The sequence below is a fragment of the Brenneria salicis ATCC 15712 = DSM 30166 genome, assembly GCF_003315515.1.
In the GTDB taxonomy this organism is placed as follows: domain Bacteria; phylum Pseudomonadota; class Gammaproteobacteria; order Enterobacterales; family Enterobacteriaceae; genus Brenneria; species Brenneria salicis.
This window is the reverse complement of record NZ_QNRY01000046.1, coordinates 11899-28051: the sequence shown is the minus strand read 5'-3', so window position 1 is coordinate 28051 and position 16153 is coordinate 11899. Positions and strand designations below refer to the sequence as shown.

The 16153-nt window shown below is 54.5% G+C and carries 11 protein-coding genes and 1 pseudogene; 8 read left to right on the top strand and 4 right to left on the bottom strand.

Going from position 1 to position 16153, the window contains the following annotated elements:
- Nucleotides 1-85: 85 nt before the first annotated feature.
- Entirely contained in the window at nucleotides 86-463 is a 378-nt protein-coding gene (locus DES54_RS19300) for a GntR family transcriptional regulator (RefSeq protein ID WP_113868899.1), read from the bottom strand.
- Nucleotides 464-1474: 1011 nt separating this feature from the next.
- Here DES54_RS19300 and glpG point away from each other — a divergent pair.
- Genes glpG through malQ form a run of 4 tightly spaced genes read left to right on the top strand, consistent with a single transcriptional unit; the run spans nucleotide 1475 to nucleotide 7730 of the window.
- Nucleotides 1475-2308 (top strand): rhomboid family intramembrane serine protease GlpG, encoded by an 834-nt coding sequence (gene glpG, locus DES54_RS15475; RefSeq protein ID WP_113868897.1) that lies wholly within the window; start codon nucleotides 1475-1477, stop codon nucleotides 2306-2308.
- Between the two features lie 24 nt (nucleotides 2309-2332).
- Entirely contained in the window at nucleotides 2333-3091 is a 759-nt protein-coding gene (locus DES54_RS15470; RefSeq protein ID WP_113868905.1) for a DeoR/GlpR family transcriptional regulator, read from the top strand.
- Nucleotides 3092-3136: 45 nt separating this feature from the next.
- The gene (gene malP, locus DES54_RS15465; RefSeq protein WP_113868895.1) at nucleotides 3137-5560 is read left to right on the top strand and encodes a maltodextrin phosphorylase; all 2424 of its coding nucleotides are present in this window, start codon (nucleotides 3137-3139) and stop codon (nucleotides 5558-5560) included.
- A 22-nt stretch (nucleotides 5561-5582) separates the two neighbouring features.
- Nucleotides 5583-7730 (top strand): 4-alpha-glucanotransferase, encoded by a 2148-nt coding sequence (malQ, locus tag DES54_RS15460; protein ID WP_113868893.1) that lies wholly within the window; start codon nucleotides 5583-5585, stop codon nucleotides 7728-7730.
- Here malQ and nfuA read toward each other — a convergent pair.
- Entirely contained in the window at nucleotides 7724-8299 is a 576-nt protein-coding gene (nfuA, locus tag DES54_RS15455; RefSeq protein WP_113868903.1) for a Fe-S biogenesis protein NfuA, read from the bottom strand. The two genes, malQ and nfuA, sit on opposite strands and share 7 nt — an antisense overlap.
- Nucleotides 8300-8359: 60 nt before the next feature.
- On the bottom strand, nucleotides 8360-9061 hold the full coding sequence (gntX, locus tag DES54_RS15450) for a DNA utilization protein GntX (RefSeq protein ID WP_113868891.1): 702 nt from the start codon (nucleotides 9059-9061) through the stop codon (nucleotides 8360-8362).
- A gap of 53 nt (nucleotides 9062-9114) precedes the next feature.
- Between gntX and bioH the strand changes: the two genes are divergently transcribed.
- The 3 genes and pseudogenes from bioH (at nucleotide 9115) to DES54_RS15435 (ending at nucleotide 12097) form a co-directional block, all read left to right on the top strand.
- Complete coding sequence (bioH, locus tag DES54_RS15445; RefSeq protein ID WP_113868889.1) at nucleotides 9115-9882, top strand: pimeloyl-ACP methyl ester esterase BioH; 768 nt, start codon at nucleotides 9115-9117, stop codon at nucleotides 9880-9882.
- A gap of 147 nt (nucleotides 9883-10029) precedes the next feature.
- Nucleotides 10030-10263 (top strand): annotated as a pseudogene (locus tag DES54_RS15440) (efflux RND transporter permease subunit); the annotation flags it as partial.
- Nucleotides 10264-10354: 91 nt separating this feature from the next.
- Nucleotides 10355-12097 (top strand): alkaline phosphatase, encoded by a 1743-nt coding sequence (locus DES54_RS15435; RefSeq protein ID WP_113868887.1) that lies wholly within the window; start codon nucleotides 10355-10357, stop codon nucleotides 12095-12097.
- A 103-nt stretch (nucleotides 12098-12200) separates the two neighbouring features.
- Here the strand turns inward: DES54_RS15435 and DES54_RS15430 are convergent, their stop codons facing one another.
- Nucleotides 12201-14531: a Tex family protein gene (locus tag DES54_RS15430; RefSeq protein ID WP_113868885.1), complete on the bottom strand. Its 2331-nt coding sequence runs from the start codon at nucleotides 14529-14531 to the stop codon at nucleotides 12201-12203.
- 300 nt (nucleotides 14532-14831) lie between these two features.
- Between DES54_RS15430 and DES54_RS15425 the strand changes: the two genes are divergently transcribed.
- Nucleotides 14832-16118, top strand: coding sequence for a citrate synthase (locus tag DES54_RS15425; RefSeq protein ID WP_113868901.1), 1287 nt, complete (start codon nucleotides 14832-14834; stop codon nucleotides 16116-16118).
- The last annotated feature ends 35 nt before the right edge of the window (nucleotides 16119-16153 follow it).

Below are 16153 nucleotides of genomic sequence, written 5' to 3'. Positions count from 1 at the left end.
CGGCTGGCGATGAGTCGTTTTATTATTGAGTTCGGTGACCGGTTGAACGGTCACATTTAATAGGGTGGCAATTACACAGAATTATTTACAGGGTCGATAATTCGGCCCAACTTAGATCTTCGGATGAAGCGGAGTTAATACGGTCGCGAACGTTCCTTAGGTTGTCTGGTGAAAGATGTTGCGGGCACAAACGATTCATCGCGTTTGTAAAAATCGTACGTTTCATTTGCAATATAGATGCGCACTCGTGCGGGTCACACGATGCTATTTTGAAGCCACGTTTTCTCTCCCAAGTGAGTAAGCCTCTTTCGGAGAGGCGTATCAATACCTCACGCACGGGTACTTGGCTTACTTTTAACGAGCAGCACAACTCGCCCAGATTTATATACTGACCTTCGTGGAAGCGCCCTTCTATTATCCAGGAACGCAATTTATCGAAAACATCGACCTTTATTTCATACATATATTTCACCGTTCAATATTTAATTAATTTCACGCATGTGTGTGACCATCATTATTCATCATATGGTTGAATGCCAGGATCGTAATCTGGACTGTATGGTTTGCATGATCTCTGTTTCCAATGGACTCTGTCGTTGAACCGCTTTCAGAAATCAGTTCCTGTGATTTGCTCTCAATTGTCATATATGTGTAATTAGCCATGGTAAAACTCCTTTTAATTGGGCATAAAAACAGACAATACAACCATTATAAGTGCTCAACCATAATTTTTATTATAATAATTAGCATGTTGCCAATATATTATTTCCCTGTATTGGCCTGATGATACCAACATAAAACGATCGCTTTAGTTGTTCTATTAATGATGTTTTGACCACAAAATCTGTTAATAACGATAATTTACAGAAGGATATCAATATGGTTATGGCGAGGAATATATCGATGCTCCATGAGCAATAATCAATAATAACGATTAATAAGGACGCTAATTTATTCTGTTATTGTGTTGCTTTTAATGGCAGTACTGATTGTCGTTCTTAAACTAAATACCTTCGCCGGGTAGTAGAGTACTTGAAGGGAGAGCTCAGTCCAAATTATGCGATCGGATTAAGCGCCAAAAATAACAAATCATCAACCGGACTGAGTTATGCCAAAAGTAAAATGCCTTTGAGAGGCTTGAGCGGAATGCGGTGAAAGACGCACGCACTGTTCTTAGGAACGCGCAGTCTGGCAATAGCCTGCGCTTATCCGACTCTATGATGAGAGAATAAAATAGTCGCATTAGTTAAACAGTGACTTCTGTCAGAGGAAACAAGCTGAGACGGAAGTAAAAAATAAGTGATTTAGTTACCAAAAAGAGAGTGAAATGATTTTGAGTTGTTATACCGAGCGGAGTTTTGGACGAATGCCAGGAAACATTCACGGTGCTGAAATGATATTCTCGCGCACTCATCTCCCGGATATGTGATATTTTTACGCGCAATCCGTCCACGACTATTGTGATAAATCAACTATGGCAATTCGAGTTATCGCGCTATCCAACCCACGTCTGGCTCAGGCTTTCGTGGATTACATGCATACGCAGCGCGTCAGCCTGGAAATGCGTACCACGGGACAGGAAGCCGAACTGTGGCTGGCAGACGACGCGCAACTGACGCAAGTACAGGCGGCGCTGGAAATTTTTCTGCGTGATCCCTCCAATCCCCGCTATCAGGCGGCAAGCTGGCAGACCGGCTCGACCGATGCCGGTATTCAGTACCGGTCGTTTTCTTATCTGCAAACCCTTAAACAGCAGGCGGGTCCGCTGACGATGTTGATCATGGTCGCGTCGATTGCGGTTTTCGTACTGATGAAGCTAGCGGGCTATGAGCGCGTGATTACGCTGCTCGCTTACCCGGACGCCGGGCAGCAATGGCAACTCTGGCGTTGGTTCAGTCATGCCTTGTTGCATTTTTCCGTTTTGCATATTTTATTCAATCTGATGTGGTGGTGGTATCTGGGCGGGCCGGTGGAAAAAGTGTTAGGCGCCAGCAAGTTACTGATGATTACCTTGATTGCCGCGCTGATCAGCGGTTGGGTGCAGTCACGGTTCAGCGGCATCTACTTTGGCGGATTGTCCGGCGTGGTGTATGCGATGATGGGATATGTCTGGCTGCGGGGAGAGAGAGAACCTGACGGTTATTTATCCATGCCGCGTAGCCTGATGGCGTTTGCATTGCTATGGCTGATCGCCGGATATTTCGATATTTTAGGCATGTCGATAGCTAACGCGGCCCACGTGACGGGGTTGGTGATCGGGTTATTGATGGCCTTCTGGGATACGTCTAATAAAACCAACTCCCGGTAAATCGGGACATGTTAGGGGATGAACGTGAAGCAAACACAACGGCATGACGCCATTATCGAATTGGTGCGTCGTCAAGGCTATGTCAGCACCGAAGAACTGGTTGAACATTTTGCGGTCAGTCCACAAACGATTCGTCGCGATCTCAACGATCTGGCGGAGCAGAATAAAATCCACCGTCACCACGGCGGGGCGGCGTTGCCATCAAGTTCGGTGAATACCGCCTATCATGACCGTAAAATGATGTGGTCCGATGAAAAGGCCCGCATCGCCCACCGGGTGGCGAGCCAGATCCCGGATGGCGCCACATTGTTCATTGATATCGGCACCACGCCGGAAGCGGTGGCCTATGCGTTGATGCAGCATAAGGGGCTGCGAGTGGTCACCAATAATCTGAATGTGGCGACGTTGCTGACGTCAAAAGAGGATTTCCGTCTGATCCTGGCGGGCGGTGAAGTGCGCACGCGTGATGGCGGCATCATGGGCGAAGCGACATTGGATTTTATCTCTCAGTTTCGACTGGATTTCGGTATCTTGGGCATCAGCGGCATTGACATGGATGGTTCGTTGCTGGAATTTGACTACCATGAAGTGCGAACCAAGCGGGCGATTATTGAGAACTCGCGCTGTGTCATGTTGGTGACGGACCATTCTAAGTTTGGCCGCAATGCGATGGTAAATCTGGGCAACATGGATTTGATCGATTATCTTTTTACCGATCAACTACCACCGCCGAGTGTGCAAAAAATTATCGAACAACATAAGGTGCAGTTGGAGTTGTGTTGAGCCAGACGTGCCTTTTTCCGTGACGGACGACAGGGGGGAGGCATCATGTCATCATATTCATCCACGCACGCTTTTTCATTCAACGCATCCCAATTTGCCGCCGCTTTACTGCGCCAGCGGCAATATTTCGGGGTTGCCTCCCTCACTTTGCTGACCCCGGAACAGCGCTGGCGCGCCGTCAGCGTGGCGCTGGCTGAACAACTGGCCGCGCAGCCCGTAGCCCCGGCGAGTCACACCGCTTCGCGCCACGTCAATTACCTGTCGATGGAGTTTCTTCCCGGTCGTCTGACGGGCAATAACCTGCTGAATCTGGGCTGGTACGATGATGCCGCCGCGGTGCTGGCCGAGCAGGGGATTAGCCTGAGCGACGTATTGGAGCAGGAGAGCGATCCCGGTCTGGGCAACGGCGGTCTGGGACGGCTGGCCGCCTGTTTTCTGGATTCTATGGCGACAGTCGGGCAGGCGGTCACGGGCTATGGCCTGAATTATCAGTACGGGCTGTTCCGTCAGCATTTCTCGCAAGGGCAGCAGCAGGAAACCCCGGATGACTGGCAGCGTGATAATTATCCGTGGTTCTTCCAGCGGCCCGAACTGGCTGTGGATGTCGGCTTTGGCGGCAAACTGCAAGAGCATGACGACGGCGGCAAATCATGGCTGCCTGAGGTCGTCTTTCGCGGCGAGGCTTGCGATTTACCGGTGATTGGCTATCGCAATAGCGTCATCCAGCCGTTGCGCCTGTGGCGGGCGACCCATCCTCACCCGTTTGACCTGACGTTGTTCAACGAAGGGCGTTACCTCAAAGCGGCGCAGGCCGGTATTATGGCCGCCAGCCTGACCAAAGTGCTGTATCCGAATGATAACCATACGGCGGGCAAACGCTTACGACTGATGCAGCAATATTTTCAATGCGCCTGTTCCGTGGCCGATATTCTGCGCAGACATCTGGACGCGGGCCGAGGGTTGTCCGAACTGCCTGATTACGAGGTGATTCAACTTAACGACACCCATCCGACGTTGGCTATTCCTGAGTTGATGCGTTTGCTGTTGGACGAACACCGGCTGAGTTGGGATCAAGCCTGGTCGATAACCGGACGGACCTTTGCCTACACCAACCATACGCTGATGCCGGAGGCGTTGGAGCGCTGGGATGAGCGCCTGTTTGGTCGGCTGCTGCCTCGTCATCTCTCCCTTATCCGGCAAATCGATGCATGGTTTAAAACGCAGGTGGACGCGGTGTGGCCGGGCGACAGGCAGGTCTGGGCGAAAGTCGCCATTCGTCATCAGCGGCAAATCCGCATGGCTAACCTGTGTGTGGTGAGTTGCTTTGCGGTTAATGGCGTGGCGGCGTTGCACTCCGAACTGGTGGTAAAAGACCTGTTCCCGGAATATCACCACCTGTGGCCGACAAAATTCCATAACGTCACCAACGGCATTACGCCGCGACGCTGGTTGAAGCAGTGTAACCCGGCGCTGTCAGCGCTGATTGACGAGACGTTGCAGACGGAGTGGATCAACGATTTGCCGGTTTTGCAGGGGCTGGAGCCCTATGCGCGGGATGCCGGATTCCTTGAGCGTTATCGGCGGATTAAATACGACAACAAAGTGCGGCTGGCCGAGCATCTCAAACAACATTATGGCGTCATGATTGATCCGAACGCGCTATTTGACGTGCAGATTAAACGGCTGCACGAATATAAACGCCAGCACTTGAACGTATTACATATTCTTGCGCTGTATCGTCAATTGCGCGATAACCCGCATCTGGATATAGTTCCGCGCGTCTTTCTGTTTGGCGCGAAAGCCGCGCCGGGTTATGTGCTGGCGAAGAATATTATTTACGCCATCAACCGGGTTGCGGAAAAAATTAATCATGACCGCCGCTGCCATGAGCGCCTTAAGGTAGTATTTCTTCCCGATTACCGCGTGTCACTGGCTGAACGTATGATCCCGGCCACTGATGTGTCTGAGCAAATTTCGACGGCGGGTAAAGAGGCGTCCGGTACAGGCAATATGAAACTGGCGCTGAATGGCGCGCTGACGGTGGGAACGCTGGATGGCGCCAACATTGAAATGGCGCAGCAGGTCGGCGCTGAGAATATGTTCATCTTCGGCCATACGGTAGAGCAGATAAAAACCATGCGGGCCGAGGGCTATGCGCCATCGGACTACGTGGCGAAAACGCCGCTGTTGGGTGAAATATTGGCTGAACTGGCCAGCGGCGCTTTTAGTCGGGGAGATAAGCAAGCGTTTGCGCCACTATTGAATAGTCTGCTGAAGGCGGGCGATCCCTATATGTTAATGGCTGATTTCGCACCGTACTGCCAGGTGCAGCAGGACGTGGATGCGCGTTACCGTGAACCGGATGAGTGGACGCGGCGTTGTGTGCTGAACACCGCCAGAATGGGAATGTTCAGTTCGGACAGGGCAATTCTTGACTACCAGAAACGCATTTGGCAAGTGCGTCGTTAAGCAAAAGGAGAGGGCGTTCAAGGTGGATAAAGCGGCAATCCAGCAGACAGGTATTGCAGAAAAATATACCGATGCTTACGGCAAGGAACAGCTTGTCGAGGCATCGATCAGGGATAGGCTTCTGGCGATGATGGATACGTCGGGGAGCGAAGATGCGCCCTTGCCCCCGGTGAAAGTATTTCTTCAGGGACGGGGTGCGGCCATTACGCTGACTGGCAGCGGCGAATTTGCCTGGACGCTGGTGTATGAAAACGGCGGACAGGTTCAGGGGCAGATGACCGGCGGCATGGTGCTGACGCTTCCTTCCGCTCTGCCGCTGGGCTATCACCATCTGACCTTGACGCAGGCGGATCGGCGTTGGTCGTGCCGCATTATTGTCGCGCCGCCGCGTTGCTATGAACCGGATGCCATCTTGCAGGGTAAGCGCTGGTGGGGCGCTGCCGTCCAGCTTTACACCTTGCGTTCACAAAACAACTGGGGCGTGGGCGATTTTGGCGATTTGCGCCAGTTGGTTGAGCAGATAGCCCGTCGCGGCGGTGTGTTTATCGGGCTTAATCCGCTGCACTCCTTGTATCCGGCCAATCCTGACGCCGCAAGCCCTTACAGCCCCTCTTCCCATCACTGGCTGAACGTGATTTACATTGATGTCAACCGGGTGGACGATTTTCAGCAGAGCGCGGAAGCGCAACAATGGTGGCTGCGCGACGATACGCAGCATGCGGTGACGACGCTGCGTGCGGAGCGCTGGGTCAACTATGAACCGGTGATGGCGCTGAAACTTACGGCGTTGCGGCTGGCCTTCCGTTATTTTAATCATCGCAGTTCACTGGATCCACGCATCAGCGCGTTCCGCCAGTTTGTGTTCAACGGCGGACAAAGTCTGCAATTGCAGGCCACGTTTGATGCATTGCAGGCTTACCTGAAACGTCAGGGCGAGGACTATGCCGACTGGCGTCAGTGGCCCGCCCGCTATCATGATGTGCTTGGCGAAGCGGTGAAGTCCTTTCGTCACGAACAGGCTGACGAAATTACGTTTTATTGCTGGTTGCAGTGGCTGGCTTACGAGCAATTGGCGGAGTGCTTTGCCCACAGTAAGCAGCTTGGTTTGCCCATCGGCCTGTATCGTGATTTGGCCGTCGGCGTGGCGCGCGGCGGAGCGGAAACCTGGGATGAGCGCCAGTTGTACTGTCTGGACGCCTCCATCGGCGCGCCGCCCGATCCGCTGGGGCCGCAGGGACAAAACTGGCAACTGGCGCCGATGAATCCCTATATGCTGCGCATGCGCGGCTATCAGCCTTTTATTGATGTGTTGCGCAGCAATATGGCGCATTGCGGCGCGTTGCGTATCGATCATGTGATGGCGCTGCTGCGCTTGTGGTGGATACCTGAGGCGGAATCGGCGGTGAACGGAGCGTATGTCCATTATCCGGTGGATGATCTGTTGGCTGTGCTGGCGCTGGAGAGTCAGCGGCACCGCTGTCTGGTGATTGGCGAGGATTTGGGCACGGTGCCGCAGGAGATTGTCAGCAAAATGCAGGAGTTCGGGGTTTATTCCTACAAAGTGCTGTTTTTTGAAAAGGATGACAAAAACGTCTTCCGCCCGCCCGCCGACTACCTGCGTCAGGCGATGGCCACCATCACCACGCACGATCTGCCTACGCTGCGCGGTTACTGGCAGGCGGTGGATTTATCGCTGGGCAAGGATCTGGGGCTGTACCCGAATCCGGGATTATTGGAACAGCAGATCCAACAGCGTGAAAAAGCCAAACAAGGGTTGTTGAATGCGCTGCATCAGCACGGCTTGCTGCCGCAGCGGGTGGGACGAAATTCGGCGTTGACGACGATGGGCGCTCCGCTTAACCGTGGGGTTCAGCGTTATCTCGCCGATAGCGCCAGCTCGCTGGTGAGTTTTCAACTGGAAGACTGGCTGGATATGGCGACGCCGGTCAATGTCCCCGGCACCAGCCGGGAATATCCCAACTGGCGACGTAAACTGACGCGCACGCTGGAATCCATTTTTTCCGATTGTTATCTGGAACGGTTGATCCGCGATATTGATTTACGGCGCGGGGCGCCTGAAGTAAGCGCATTTGACCCGCATGCAAGGCAAAACCCCAGGTCTGGTATGGCGTATTGCAGACCTGGGGCGCCGGCGGGCGGCAATCAGTAGTAGGAATGTTCGCCGCGTTGATGCTCGGTGAGGTCGCGCACGCCTTTCAGTTCAGGGAATTTTTGCAGCAATTCTTTCTCAATTCCTTCTTTCAGCGTGTAGTCAACCATTGAACAACCGTTACAGCCGCCGCCGAATTGCAGGATCGCCAGACTATCGTCGGTAATTTCCATCAGCGTGACTTTACCGCCGTGACCGGCCAACTGCGGGTTGATTTGTGATTGCAGTACGTATTCCACACGCTCTATCAGCGGCGCGTCGTCATCCACTTTACGCATTTTGGCGTTCGGCGCTTTCAGCGTCAGTTGAGAACCCAACTGGTCGGTAACGAAGTCGATTTCAGCGTCTTCCAGATAAGGGGCGCTGAGTTCATCCACATAGGCGGAAATTTTCTCAAACTTCAGTTCGGTGTCGCTGGCTTCCACGGCGTCCGGCGGACAGTAGGAAACCCCGCACTCTGCGTTTGGCGTGCCGGGATTGATGACGAAAACACGAATTTGCGTGCCTTCTTCCTGTTTTGCCAACAGTTTCAGAAAGTGTTCCTGAGCAGCGTCAGTAATACGGATCATAAGGGTAAACTCGATAGTTGACTGCACTTATCGGTTATAATACGCCCATCCTCCCCTGAACTACAAGGTTCGGCACAAACACCATACCTGAACGCTGACTGCGCCGCGCGCCAGCAGCAGACGGCTGATTTCCGCGGCGGTGCTGCCGGTGGTGACCACATCGTCAAGCAACGCGACCGTCCTGCCTGCCAGTGACGCCGGGCAGACAAACGCGCCGGCGAGATTTTTACGGCGGGCGCTGGCGCTGAGTGTTTGTTGAATGCGGGTTTGACGCAGACGACGGATCGCCCGCGGCGAATATTCACAGCCAAGCCAATGCGCCAGCGGACGCGCTAACTGTTCGGTCTGGTTGAAACCCCGTCGCCACTGACGCTGTTTGTGCAACGGAACGGTAAACAGAACATCGGGCCGGCATTGCGGCCCGGTTCCCCGCAGTGCGTACTCCCGATAGGCGCTCAGCCAGGCGAATAAAATCTGGCGAGCCAGGACGGTGGCCAGTTCCGTTTTGCCATGAAACTTGAACAATTTCAGTAGCGTATTGAAGGGCGCACGGTAATCGCCGACAAAAATTATCGACTGCCACAGCGGGGGATGTTGCACACAACGGCCACATTGCCAGGTTGGATCGCTGGTGGATAAACCGCAACGCGGGCAGCAGCGGGGCAGGGGCGGTAAATGGCGTTGGCAAGATGAGCAGATACCATGTCGGCTATGATAAAGCGGTAGTCGGCATAGCCAGCAGTGGGCGGCGATGGTTAACATAGCGTTTTCCCTTAAATGAACAAGCATGTATTACGAAGACAGGAAGATAACCGATGGCATCGCTGTATTGGCAGACTGAAGGCACAGGAAAAACGGAACTTGTGCTGTTGCACGGCTGGGGGCTGAATGCTGGGGTGTGGCATGGCATTTCATCGCGGCTGGCATCGCATTTTCGTCTGCATCTGGTGGACTTGCCTGGTTATGGCAGAAGTCAGGGTTTTGGTCCCGTGTCGCTGGAAGCGATGGCGGATATTGTTTTGGCGCAGGCGCCGGCGCGCGCTATCTGGCTGGGATGGTCACTCGGCGGGCTGGTTGCCAGTCAGGTGGCGTTGAGTGCGCCGCAGCGGGTCAAGGGCCTGATTACGCTGGCCTCTTCCCCTTGTTTCCGCGCCCAGGACGACTGGCCGGGCATCAAGCCGGAGGTGCTGCATGGATTTCAGCAGCAACTCCGGGATGATTTTCAGCGCACGGTGGAACGCTTTCTGGCGTTGCAAACGTTAGGAACGGCGAGCGCGCGGCAGGATGTCCGTTTACTGAAAAGCGTGGTGCTGGAGCAACCCATGCCGCCGGTCGAAGTGCTAAATGGCGGTCTGGATATTTTGCGTCAGACGGATTTGCGTCAACCACTGGCTTCGCTGATGCTGCCGTTCCTGCGGCTGTATGGCGCGCTGGATGGATTGGTGCCGCGTAAGGTGGCTGGTTTGCTGGATGAACGGTGGCCGCACTCGTCATCGTTAGTGATCCCCAAAGCGGCGCATGCCCCGTTTATTTCTCACCCGGCGGCGGTTGTTGAGGCGGTAACGGCTTTCGCCGACCTGTAAACGGCGATAATTTACATTTTCTCCTCAATTTCTCCACGGTTTCGACCATGCTGACAGGTAAGGTGATTTAGCGCCCGATGGCAAGGCGGTGACCTGCCGATACTCTATATAAACTGTTCATAGATTCACCACTTCGGAATATGGCTGACGCTGGGGGCTTCCCGTCAGCGATTACGGCCAATTCTGATGACGTCGCATGCGTTTATTTCTGGCGTAATGCCGATGGCGATCAGCGGCGGCGCGGGATCAGCCAGTCAGCACGCGGTTGGCGCCGGCGTGATCGGCAGCAGGGTATCCGCGACATTCCTCGCCATTTTTTTTGTCCCGCTGTTTTTCGTCGTGGTGCGTCGGCGTTTTCCGTTAAAAGAGAAAGCGGATTAGCCGCCCGGAAGAAATGTTGCGGCGATTCATCAAACTGTAAGAAAAAATAACTACGTTATGTCCTGCTAATTTTCCAATCAAGGACATCACGATGAAAGCTCGCTGGTTACTGCCTTTGTTGTTTGCCGCCGCCCTGCCGGGAATGGCGCAGGCACAAGCCATTTATCCTATCGACCGCGCCAACATGCTGGCGGGCGGTAAATTCGATTTTAAAGTTGAGTTTGATGAGGTTCTCAAACCGGAAGATATTCGCATTCTGATAAATGGTAAGGATTATCAGCAGGTGCTGGGAAAAACAGCCACCTTTGTTGAACGCGAAGACGGCGCCAATGCCTCGACGGTGTGGCTACGGGATGTGCAGTTGCCTGCCGCCGGGAAATATGTGGTGGAGGCGCAGGCCAGAGGCAAAAAAACCCAGGTGACCTGGGACGTTTACCAAACGCCGGAAACGCGCAAAGCCAAAAACGTGATCCTGTTTATCGGTGATGGCCTGTCGGTGGCTCACCGTACCGGGGCGCGCATTTTGTCCAAAGGTATTACCGAAGGGAAAGCCGACGGGCGTCTGGCGATTGACGATCTGCAATACATGGCGTTCGCCGGTACATCCAGTACCGATTCCATTGCCGCCGACAGCGCCAATACCATGAGCGCCTACATGACGGGGCATAAATCCGGCGTGAACGCGCTGGGCGTTTACGTCAGCCGGAGTAAAAACTCGCTGGAGCATCCGAAGCAAGAAACGCTGGGCGAGTTGATTAGCCGTTCAACGAAGATGTCTGTCGGTGTGGTCAGCGACGCGGAGATTGAAGATGCGACGCCAGCCGCGGTGGTATCCCACACTCGTCGCCGGGCGGACAAATCTGAGATCGTCGGCATGTTTTACAACGTGCAACCTAGCGTGATCCTGGGAGGCGGTTCGGCCTATTTCCTGCCCAAGAGCGCGCCGGGCTCCAAGCGTAAAGACGAAACCAACTACCTCGAAAAATTCCAGCAGGCGGGTTATACCCTGGCAACCGATGCCGATACCCTGAAGAAAAATGCGGCGCAGGCCACCAAACTGCTGGGGCTGTTCCATAGCGGCAATATGGACGGGGTACTGGATCGCCGTTTTCTGAAAAACGACGTCACCAAAAAATTCCCCAATCAGCCGGATCTGACCGAAATGACGCAGGCGGCGCTGGATGTGCTGTCTAAAAATAAAGACGGCTTCTTTCTGATGGTGGAATCGGCGCTTATCGATAAAGCATCGCATCCGCTTGACTGGGAGCGGGCGTTCTATAACACCATCATGCTCGATCAGTCAGTGGCGCTGGCGCAGAAGTTTGCCGAGAAAAACCCGGACACCATGATCATCGTAACGGGCGACCATACTCACGGTATCTCCATTATCGGCACGGTGGATGACAATAAACCGGGTGCCGACATGCGTGAGAAAGTGGGCGTGTATGAAGAAGCCGGCTTCCCGAATTATCAGGATGCCAATAAAGATGGTTACCCGGACGATGTGAATGTCTCCAAACGTCTGGCGGTGTTCTTCAATAACTTCCCTGACTACTACGAAACTTTCCGTCCGAAACTGGCAGGCACCTTTGTACCCGCTGTGGAGAATGACAAAAAAGAGTATGTGGCGAACAAAGCCTATGAAAACGTACCGGGCGCCGTGTTACGCGAAGGCAACTTGCCACGCGCTTCCGATGGCGGCGTACATTCCGTGGACGATATGGTGATTCAGGCCAGCGGGCCGGGAGCCGAGCGGATCCGGGGTTATATGGAAAACACGGATCTGTTCCGGGTTATTGTGGATGCCCTGGCGGTAAAACCACAAGATAAATAATAAGCTATAGGTATAAACAAAACGCCTGGCGGGGAAGCCCCGTCAGGCGTTTTGCTATGAATGACGTCTTCACCAGTGAAAGTGAAGGCCGGGGCTGCGGTGTTCAGCGCTTTTTAAACGCCGCGGCCAGCGCGTCGCTCATGGCGCTGTTGCCCGCGGACGATGTGCTGGCGGGGCGGGTACGCGCTTTGCCTGCTCCCGGACGCCCGGAGAAGGCAGCGTTATCGCGCGTGCCGCTGTTGCGGCGGACGGCGGTTTCGCCCGGCTGCTCGTCGAGGCGCATGGTCAGCGCGATGCGTTTGCGTTGCAGATCCACTTCCATCACCTTGACCTTGACGATATCTCCGGCTTTCACCACCTTGTGCGGATCATCGACGAAATGGTCGGCAAGTGACGAGATATGCACCAAACCATCCTGATGTACGCCAATATCCACGAATGCCCCGAAGTTGGTGACGTTAGTGACCGCGCCTTCCAGGATCATACCGGGCGTCAGATCATTCATGGTTTCCACGCCATCGGCAAAGTTGGCGGTTTTGAACTCAGGACGCGGATCACGCCCCGGTTTTTCCAGTTCTTTGATGATGTCGGTCACGGTCGGCACGCCAAAACGCGCATCAGTAAAATCCGCCGGTTTCAGGTTGCGCAGGGCGGCGGGGTTGCCCATCAGATCCTGCAACGCCTGTTCCGTGGCGGCCAGAATACGCTCCACGACAGGGTAGGCTTCCGGGTGAACGGTCGAAGCATCCAGCGGGTTATCCCCGTGATTGATGCGCAGGAAGCCCGCGCACTGCTCAAAGGCTTTCGGCCCCAGACGGCTGACTTTCAGCAACTGCTCCCGGCTGCGGAAGCGGCCATTTTCGTCGCGCCAGGCGACCACGTTCTGCGCCATCATCCGCGTCAACCCCGCCACCCGCGTCAACAGCGCGACGGACGCGGTATTCAGATCAACGCCGACGGCGTTGACGCAGTCCTCAACCACCGCATCCAGTTTTTTCGCCAGCAGACTCTGACTGACGTCATGCTGATACTGGCCGACACCGATGGATTTCGGGTCGATTTTCACCAGTTCGGCCAGCGGGTCCTGTAAGCGGCGGGCGATGGACACCGCGCCGCGCAGCGAAACATCCAGATCGGGAAACTCTTGCGCGGCCAGTTCGGACGCCGAATAGACTGATGCTCCGGCTTCGCTCACGATCACTTTTTGCGCCTTGATATCGGGGAACTGTTTTTGCGTATCGAGGAAGAAACGCTCGGTTTCGCGTGACGCGGTGCCGTTGCCGATTGCCACCAATTCAACCTGATGCTTGATGCACAAAGCTGCAACGATGGCGGCAGCTTTGGCGGCCTGTCCGGTATGAGGATAAATCGTGTCGGTGGCTACGACTTTGCCGGTGGCGTCCACCACCGCGACTTTCACGCCGGTACGCAGACCGGGATCGAGCCCCATGGTGGCGCGCATGCCTGCTGGCGCGGCCATCAGCAGATCGTGCAGGTTACGGGCGAACACATTGATCGCTTCGTCTTCGGCTTTCTCCCGCACGCTACCCATCAGTTCGGTTTCAAGGTGCAGCAGGATTTTGACGCGCCACGTCCAGTTGATGACCGCTTTACGCCAGTTATCCGCGGGCGCATTGCCTAAACGCAGATTCAGGTGATCGGTGATAATCTGTTCGCAATGGCTTTCACTCGGCGCTTCTTCAAACTGCGGATCGGCGTTCAGCGACAGTTGCAGGAACCCTTCGTTACGACCGCGGAACATGGCGAGCGCCCGGTGAGACGGCACCTGAGCAATCGGTTCGTGATGGTCGAAGTAGTCGCGAAATTTCGCCCCTTCGTCCTCTTTGCCTTCCACCACGCGGGATACCAGATGGGCGTTTTTCCACAGATAGTGACGCACTTTCGCCAGCAGCTCGGCATCTTCCGCGAAGCGTTCCATCAAAATATAACGTGCGCCATCCAGCGCCGCTTTGGTGTCCGTCACGCCCTTTTCGGCATCAACATAATGCTGGGCGGCGAGTTCCGGCGTCTGGGCGGGATCTCGCCACAGGCTGTCCGCCAGCGGTTCAAGACCGGCTTCAATGGCGATCTGTCCGCGAGTACGGCGTTTGGGCTTGTACGGCAGATAAAGATCTTCCAGTTCGGTCTTGCTCAGCGTGCTGTTGATGGCGCTGGCGAGCGCTTCGGTCAGTTTTCCCTGTTCGTCAATTGATTTCAGAATAGTCTGTCGGCGATCGTCCAGTTCCCGCAGGTAACTCAGACGCGTTTCCAGCAGACGCAATTGGGTATCATCCAACCCGCCAGTGACTTCTTTACGGTAACGTGCGATAAAAGGGACGGTGTTGCCTTCGTCCAGCAGGCGCACGGCGGCGTCCACCTGCTCCGTTCGGGCCTGCAATTCGCGGGCAATAATCTGGCTTAATGAATCATTCATAGGTCTATATCGATGGTCATCAATTAATGGATTAAATGGCAAGGGGACAGTTATACGGACTGAGCGCGAAAAATGCCAGCCGATCCCGTTGAGCCTGCGGCGGCGTGGCGCGCTCATGCGTACCGGGCAGGCGGCAAACTTTACCTGAATCAATATTACGTCGGATTCTTGCAATTCCGCGGCGATTTTAGCGTATTAAATAAGCAGGGTAGGCGTCGTGACGACAAGCCGCCCGCCAATAACAATGAGATATATTTCGTAATAGCGAACACGATTATTCATTCGGCAGGAGAAAGATTCATGACAGCAAGACAGTCTGCGTTGGCAATAGATGGCAAAGAAAAACTGACGCTGGAGATGCGGTCCGGCGTGATGGGAAAAGACGCTGTGGATATCCGTCCGTTTGGCGCTCAGGGACTGTGCAGCTACGATCCCGGATTTGCCAACACCGCCGGGTGTGAATCCGCCATTACTTACATTGATGCGGTGAACAGCGTACTCCTGCACCGCGGGTTTCCTGTTGAACAACTGGCGGAGCAGTGCGACTTCATCGAGGTCTGTTTTATTTTGCTGCGCGGCGACACGCCTACGGCGGAAGAATATGCGCAATTCACCAGCGACATTACCCGTCACACCCTGATCCATGAACAAATAGCGCGTATGTTCAGCGGATTTCGGCGCGACGCGCACCCGATGGCGCTGATGTGCGCGGTCGTGGGGGCGCTTGCCGCGTTCTATCATGATGTGCTGGATATTAATAATGCGGAGCATCGTGAATTGGCGGCGGTTCGCCTGTTGTCCAAAATGCCGACGCTGGCGGCGATGTGTTATAAATATTCCATCGAACAGCCTGCGGTTTATCCTCGTAACGCCTTATCCTATACCGGTAATTTCCTGCATATGTTGTTTTCTGTTCCGGCGGAGAAATATGAGGTGAATCCGGTGCTGGAGCGCGCCATGAATCGAATTCTGATCCTGCATGCCGATCACGGTCAGTGTCCGTCAACGATGGCGGTAAGGGCGTCTGGCTCGTCCGGCGCCAATCCGTTTGCCTGTATCGCCGCAGGGCTGGCGTCCATGTGGGGGCCGATGCATGGCGGCGCGAATGAAGCCTGTATGCGTATGCTGGAAGAGATTAAAACCGTGGATCGGATCCCGGAATTTTTGAAACGCGCGAAAGACGGACGCAATTCGTTGCGTCTGATGGGATTCGGCAACTCGGTGTATCAGCATTTCGATCCGCGTGCGGCGATCCTGCGTAAAACCTGTTATGAGGTGCTGGCTGAACTGGGGATGGAAGACAGCCTGCTGCAGGTGGCGATTGAACTGGAACATATCGCCATTACCGATCCCTATTTTCTGGAAAACAAACTGTATCCCAGCGCCGATTTTTACACGGCGGTGATCCTTAAAGCGATGGGGCTGCCGCCGTCGATGTTCACGGTTATTTCCACCGTGGGCCGCACCATCGGGTGGATTGCGCACTGGAATGAAATGCATAACCAGCCGGAAATGAAGATCTATCGTCCTTGTCAGATCTATACCGGTGAGCCGCGCCGGGATTATGTGTCAAAACGACAGGCCTGACGGTTTTTACCTTCATTACGATAAAAGCACAGTTA

Bases quoted from the DNA above. Each gene is read 5' to 3' on its own strand.
- DES54_RS15425 (WP_113868901.1), top strand. From the start codon at position 14,832: ATGACAGCAAGACAGTCTGCGTTGGCAATAGATGGCAAAGAAAAACTG.
- DES54_RS15435 (WP_113868887.1), top strand. From the start codon at position 10,355: ATGAAAGCTCGCTGGTTACTGCCTTTGTTGTTTGCCGCCGCCCTGCCG.
- nfuA (WP_113868903.1), bottom strand. From the start codon at position 8,299: ATGATCCGTATTACTGACGCTGCTCAGGAACACTTTCTGAAACTGTTG.
- malP (WP_113868895.1), top strand. From the start codon at position 3,137: ATGTCATCATATTCATCCACGCACGCTTTTTCATTCAACGCATCCCAA.
- bioH (WP_113868889.1), top strand. From the start codon at position 9,115: ATGGCATCGCTGTATTGGCAGACTGAAGGCACAGGAAAAACGGAACTT.
- DES54_RS15430 (WP_113868885.1), bottom strand. From the start codon at position 14,531: ATGAATGATTCATTAAGCCAGATTATTGCCCGCGAATTGCAGGCCCGA.
- DES54_RS19300 (WP_113868899.1), bottom strand. From the start codon at position 463: ATGTATGAAATAAAGGTCGATGTTTTCGATAAATTGCGTTCCTGGATA.
- glpG (WP_113868897.1), top strand. From the start codon at position 1,475: ATGGCAATTCGAGTTATCGCGCTATCCAACCCACGTCTGGCTCAGGCT.
- gntX (WP_113868891.1), bottom strand. From the start codon at position 9,061: ATGTTAACCATCGCCGCCCACTGCTGGCTATGCCGACTACCGCTTTAT.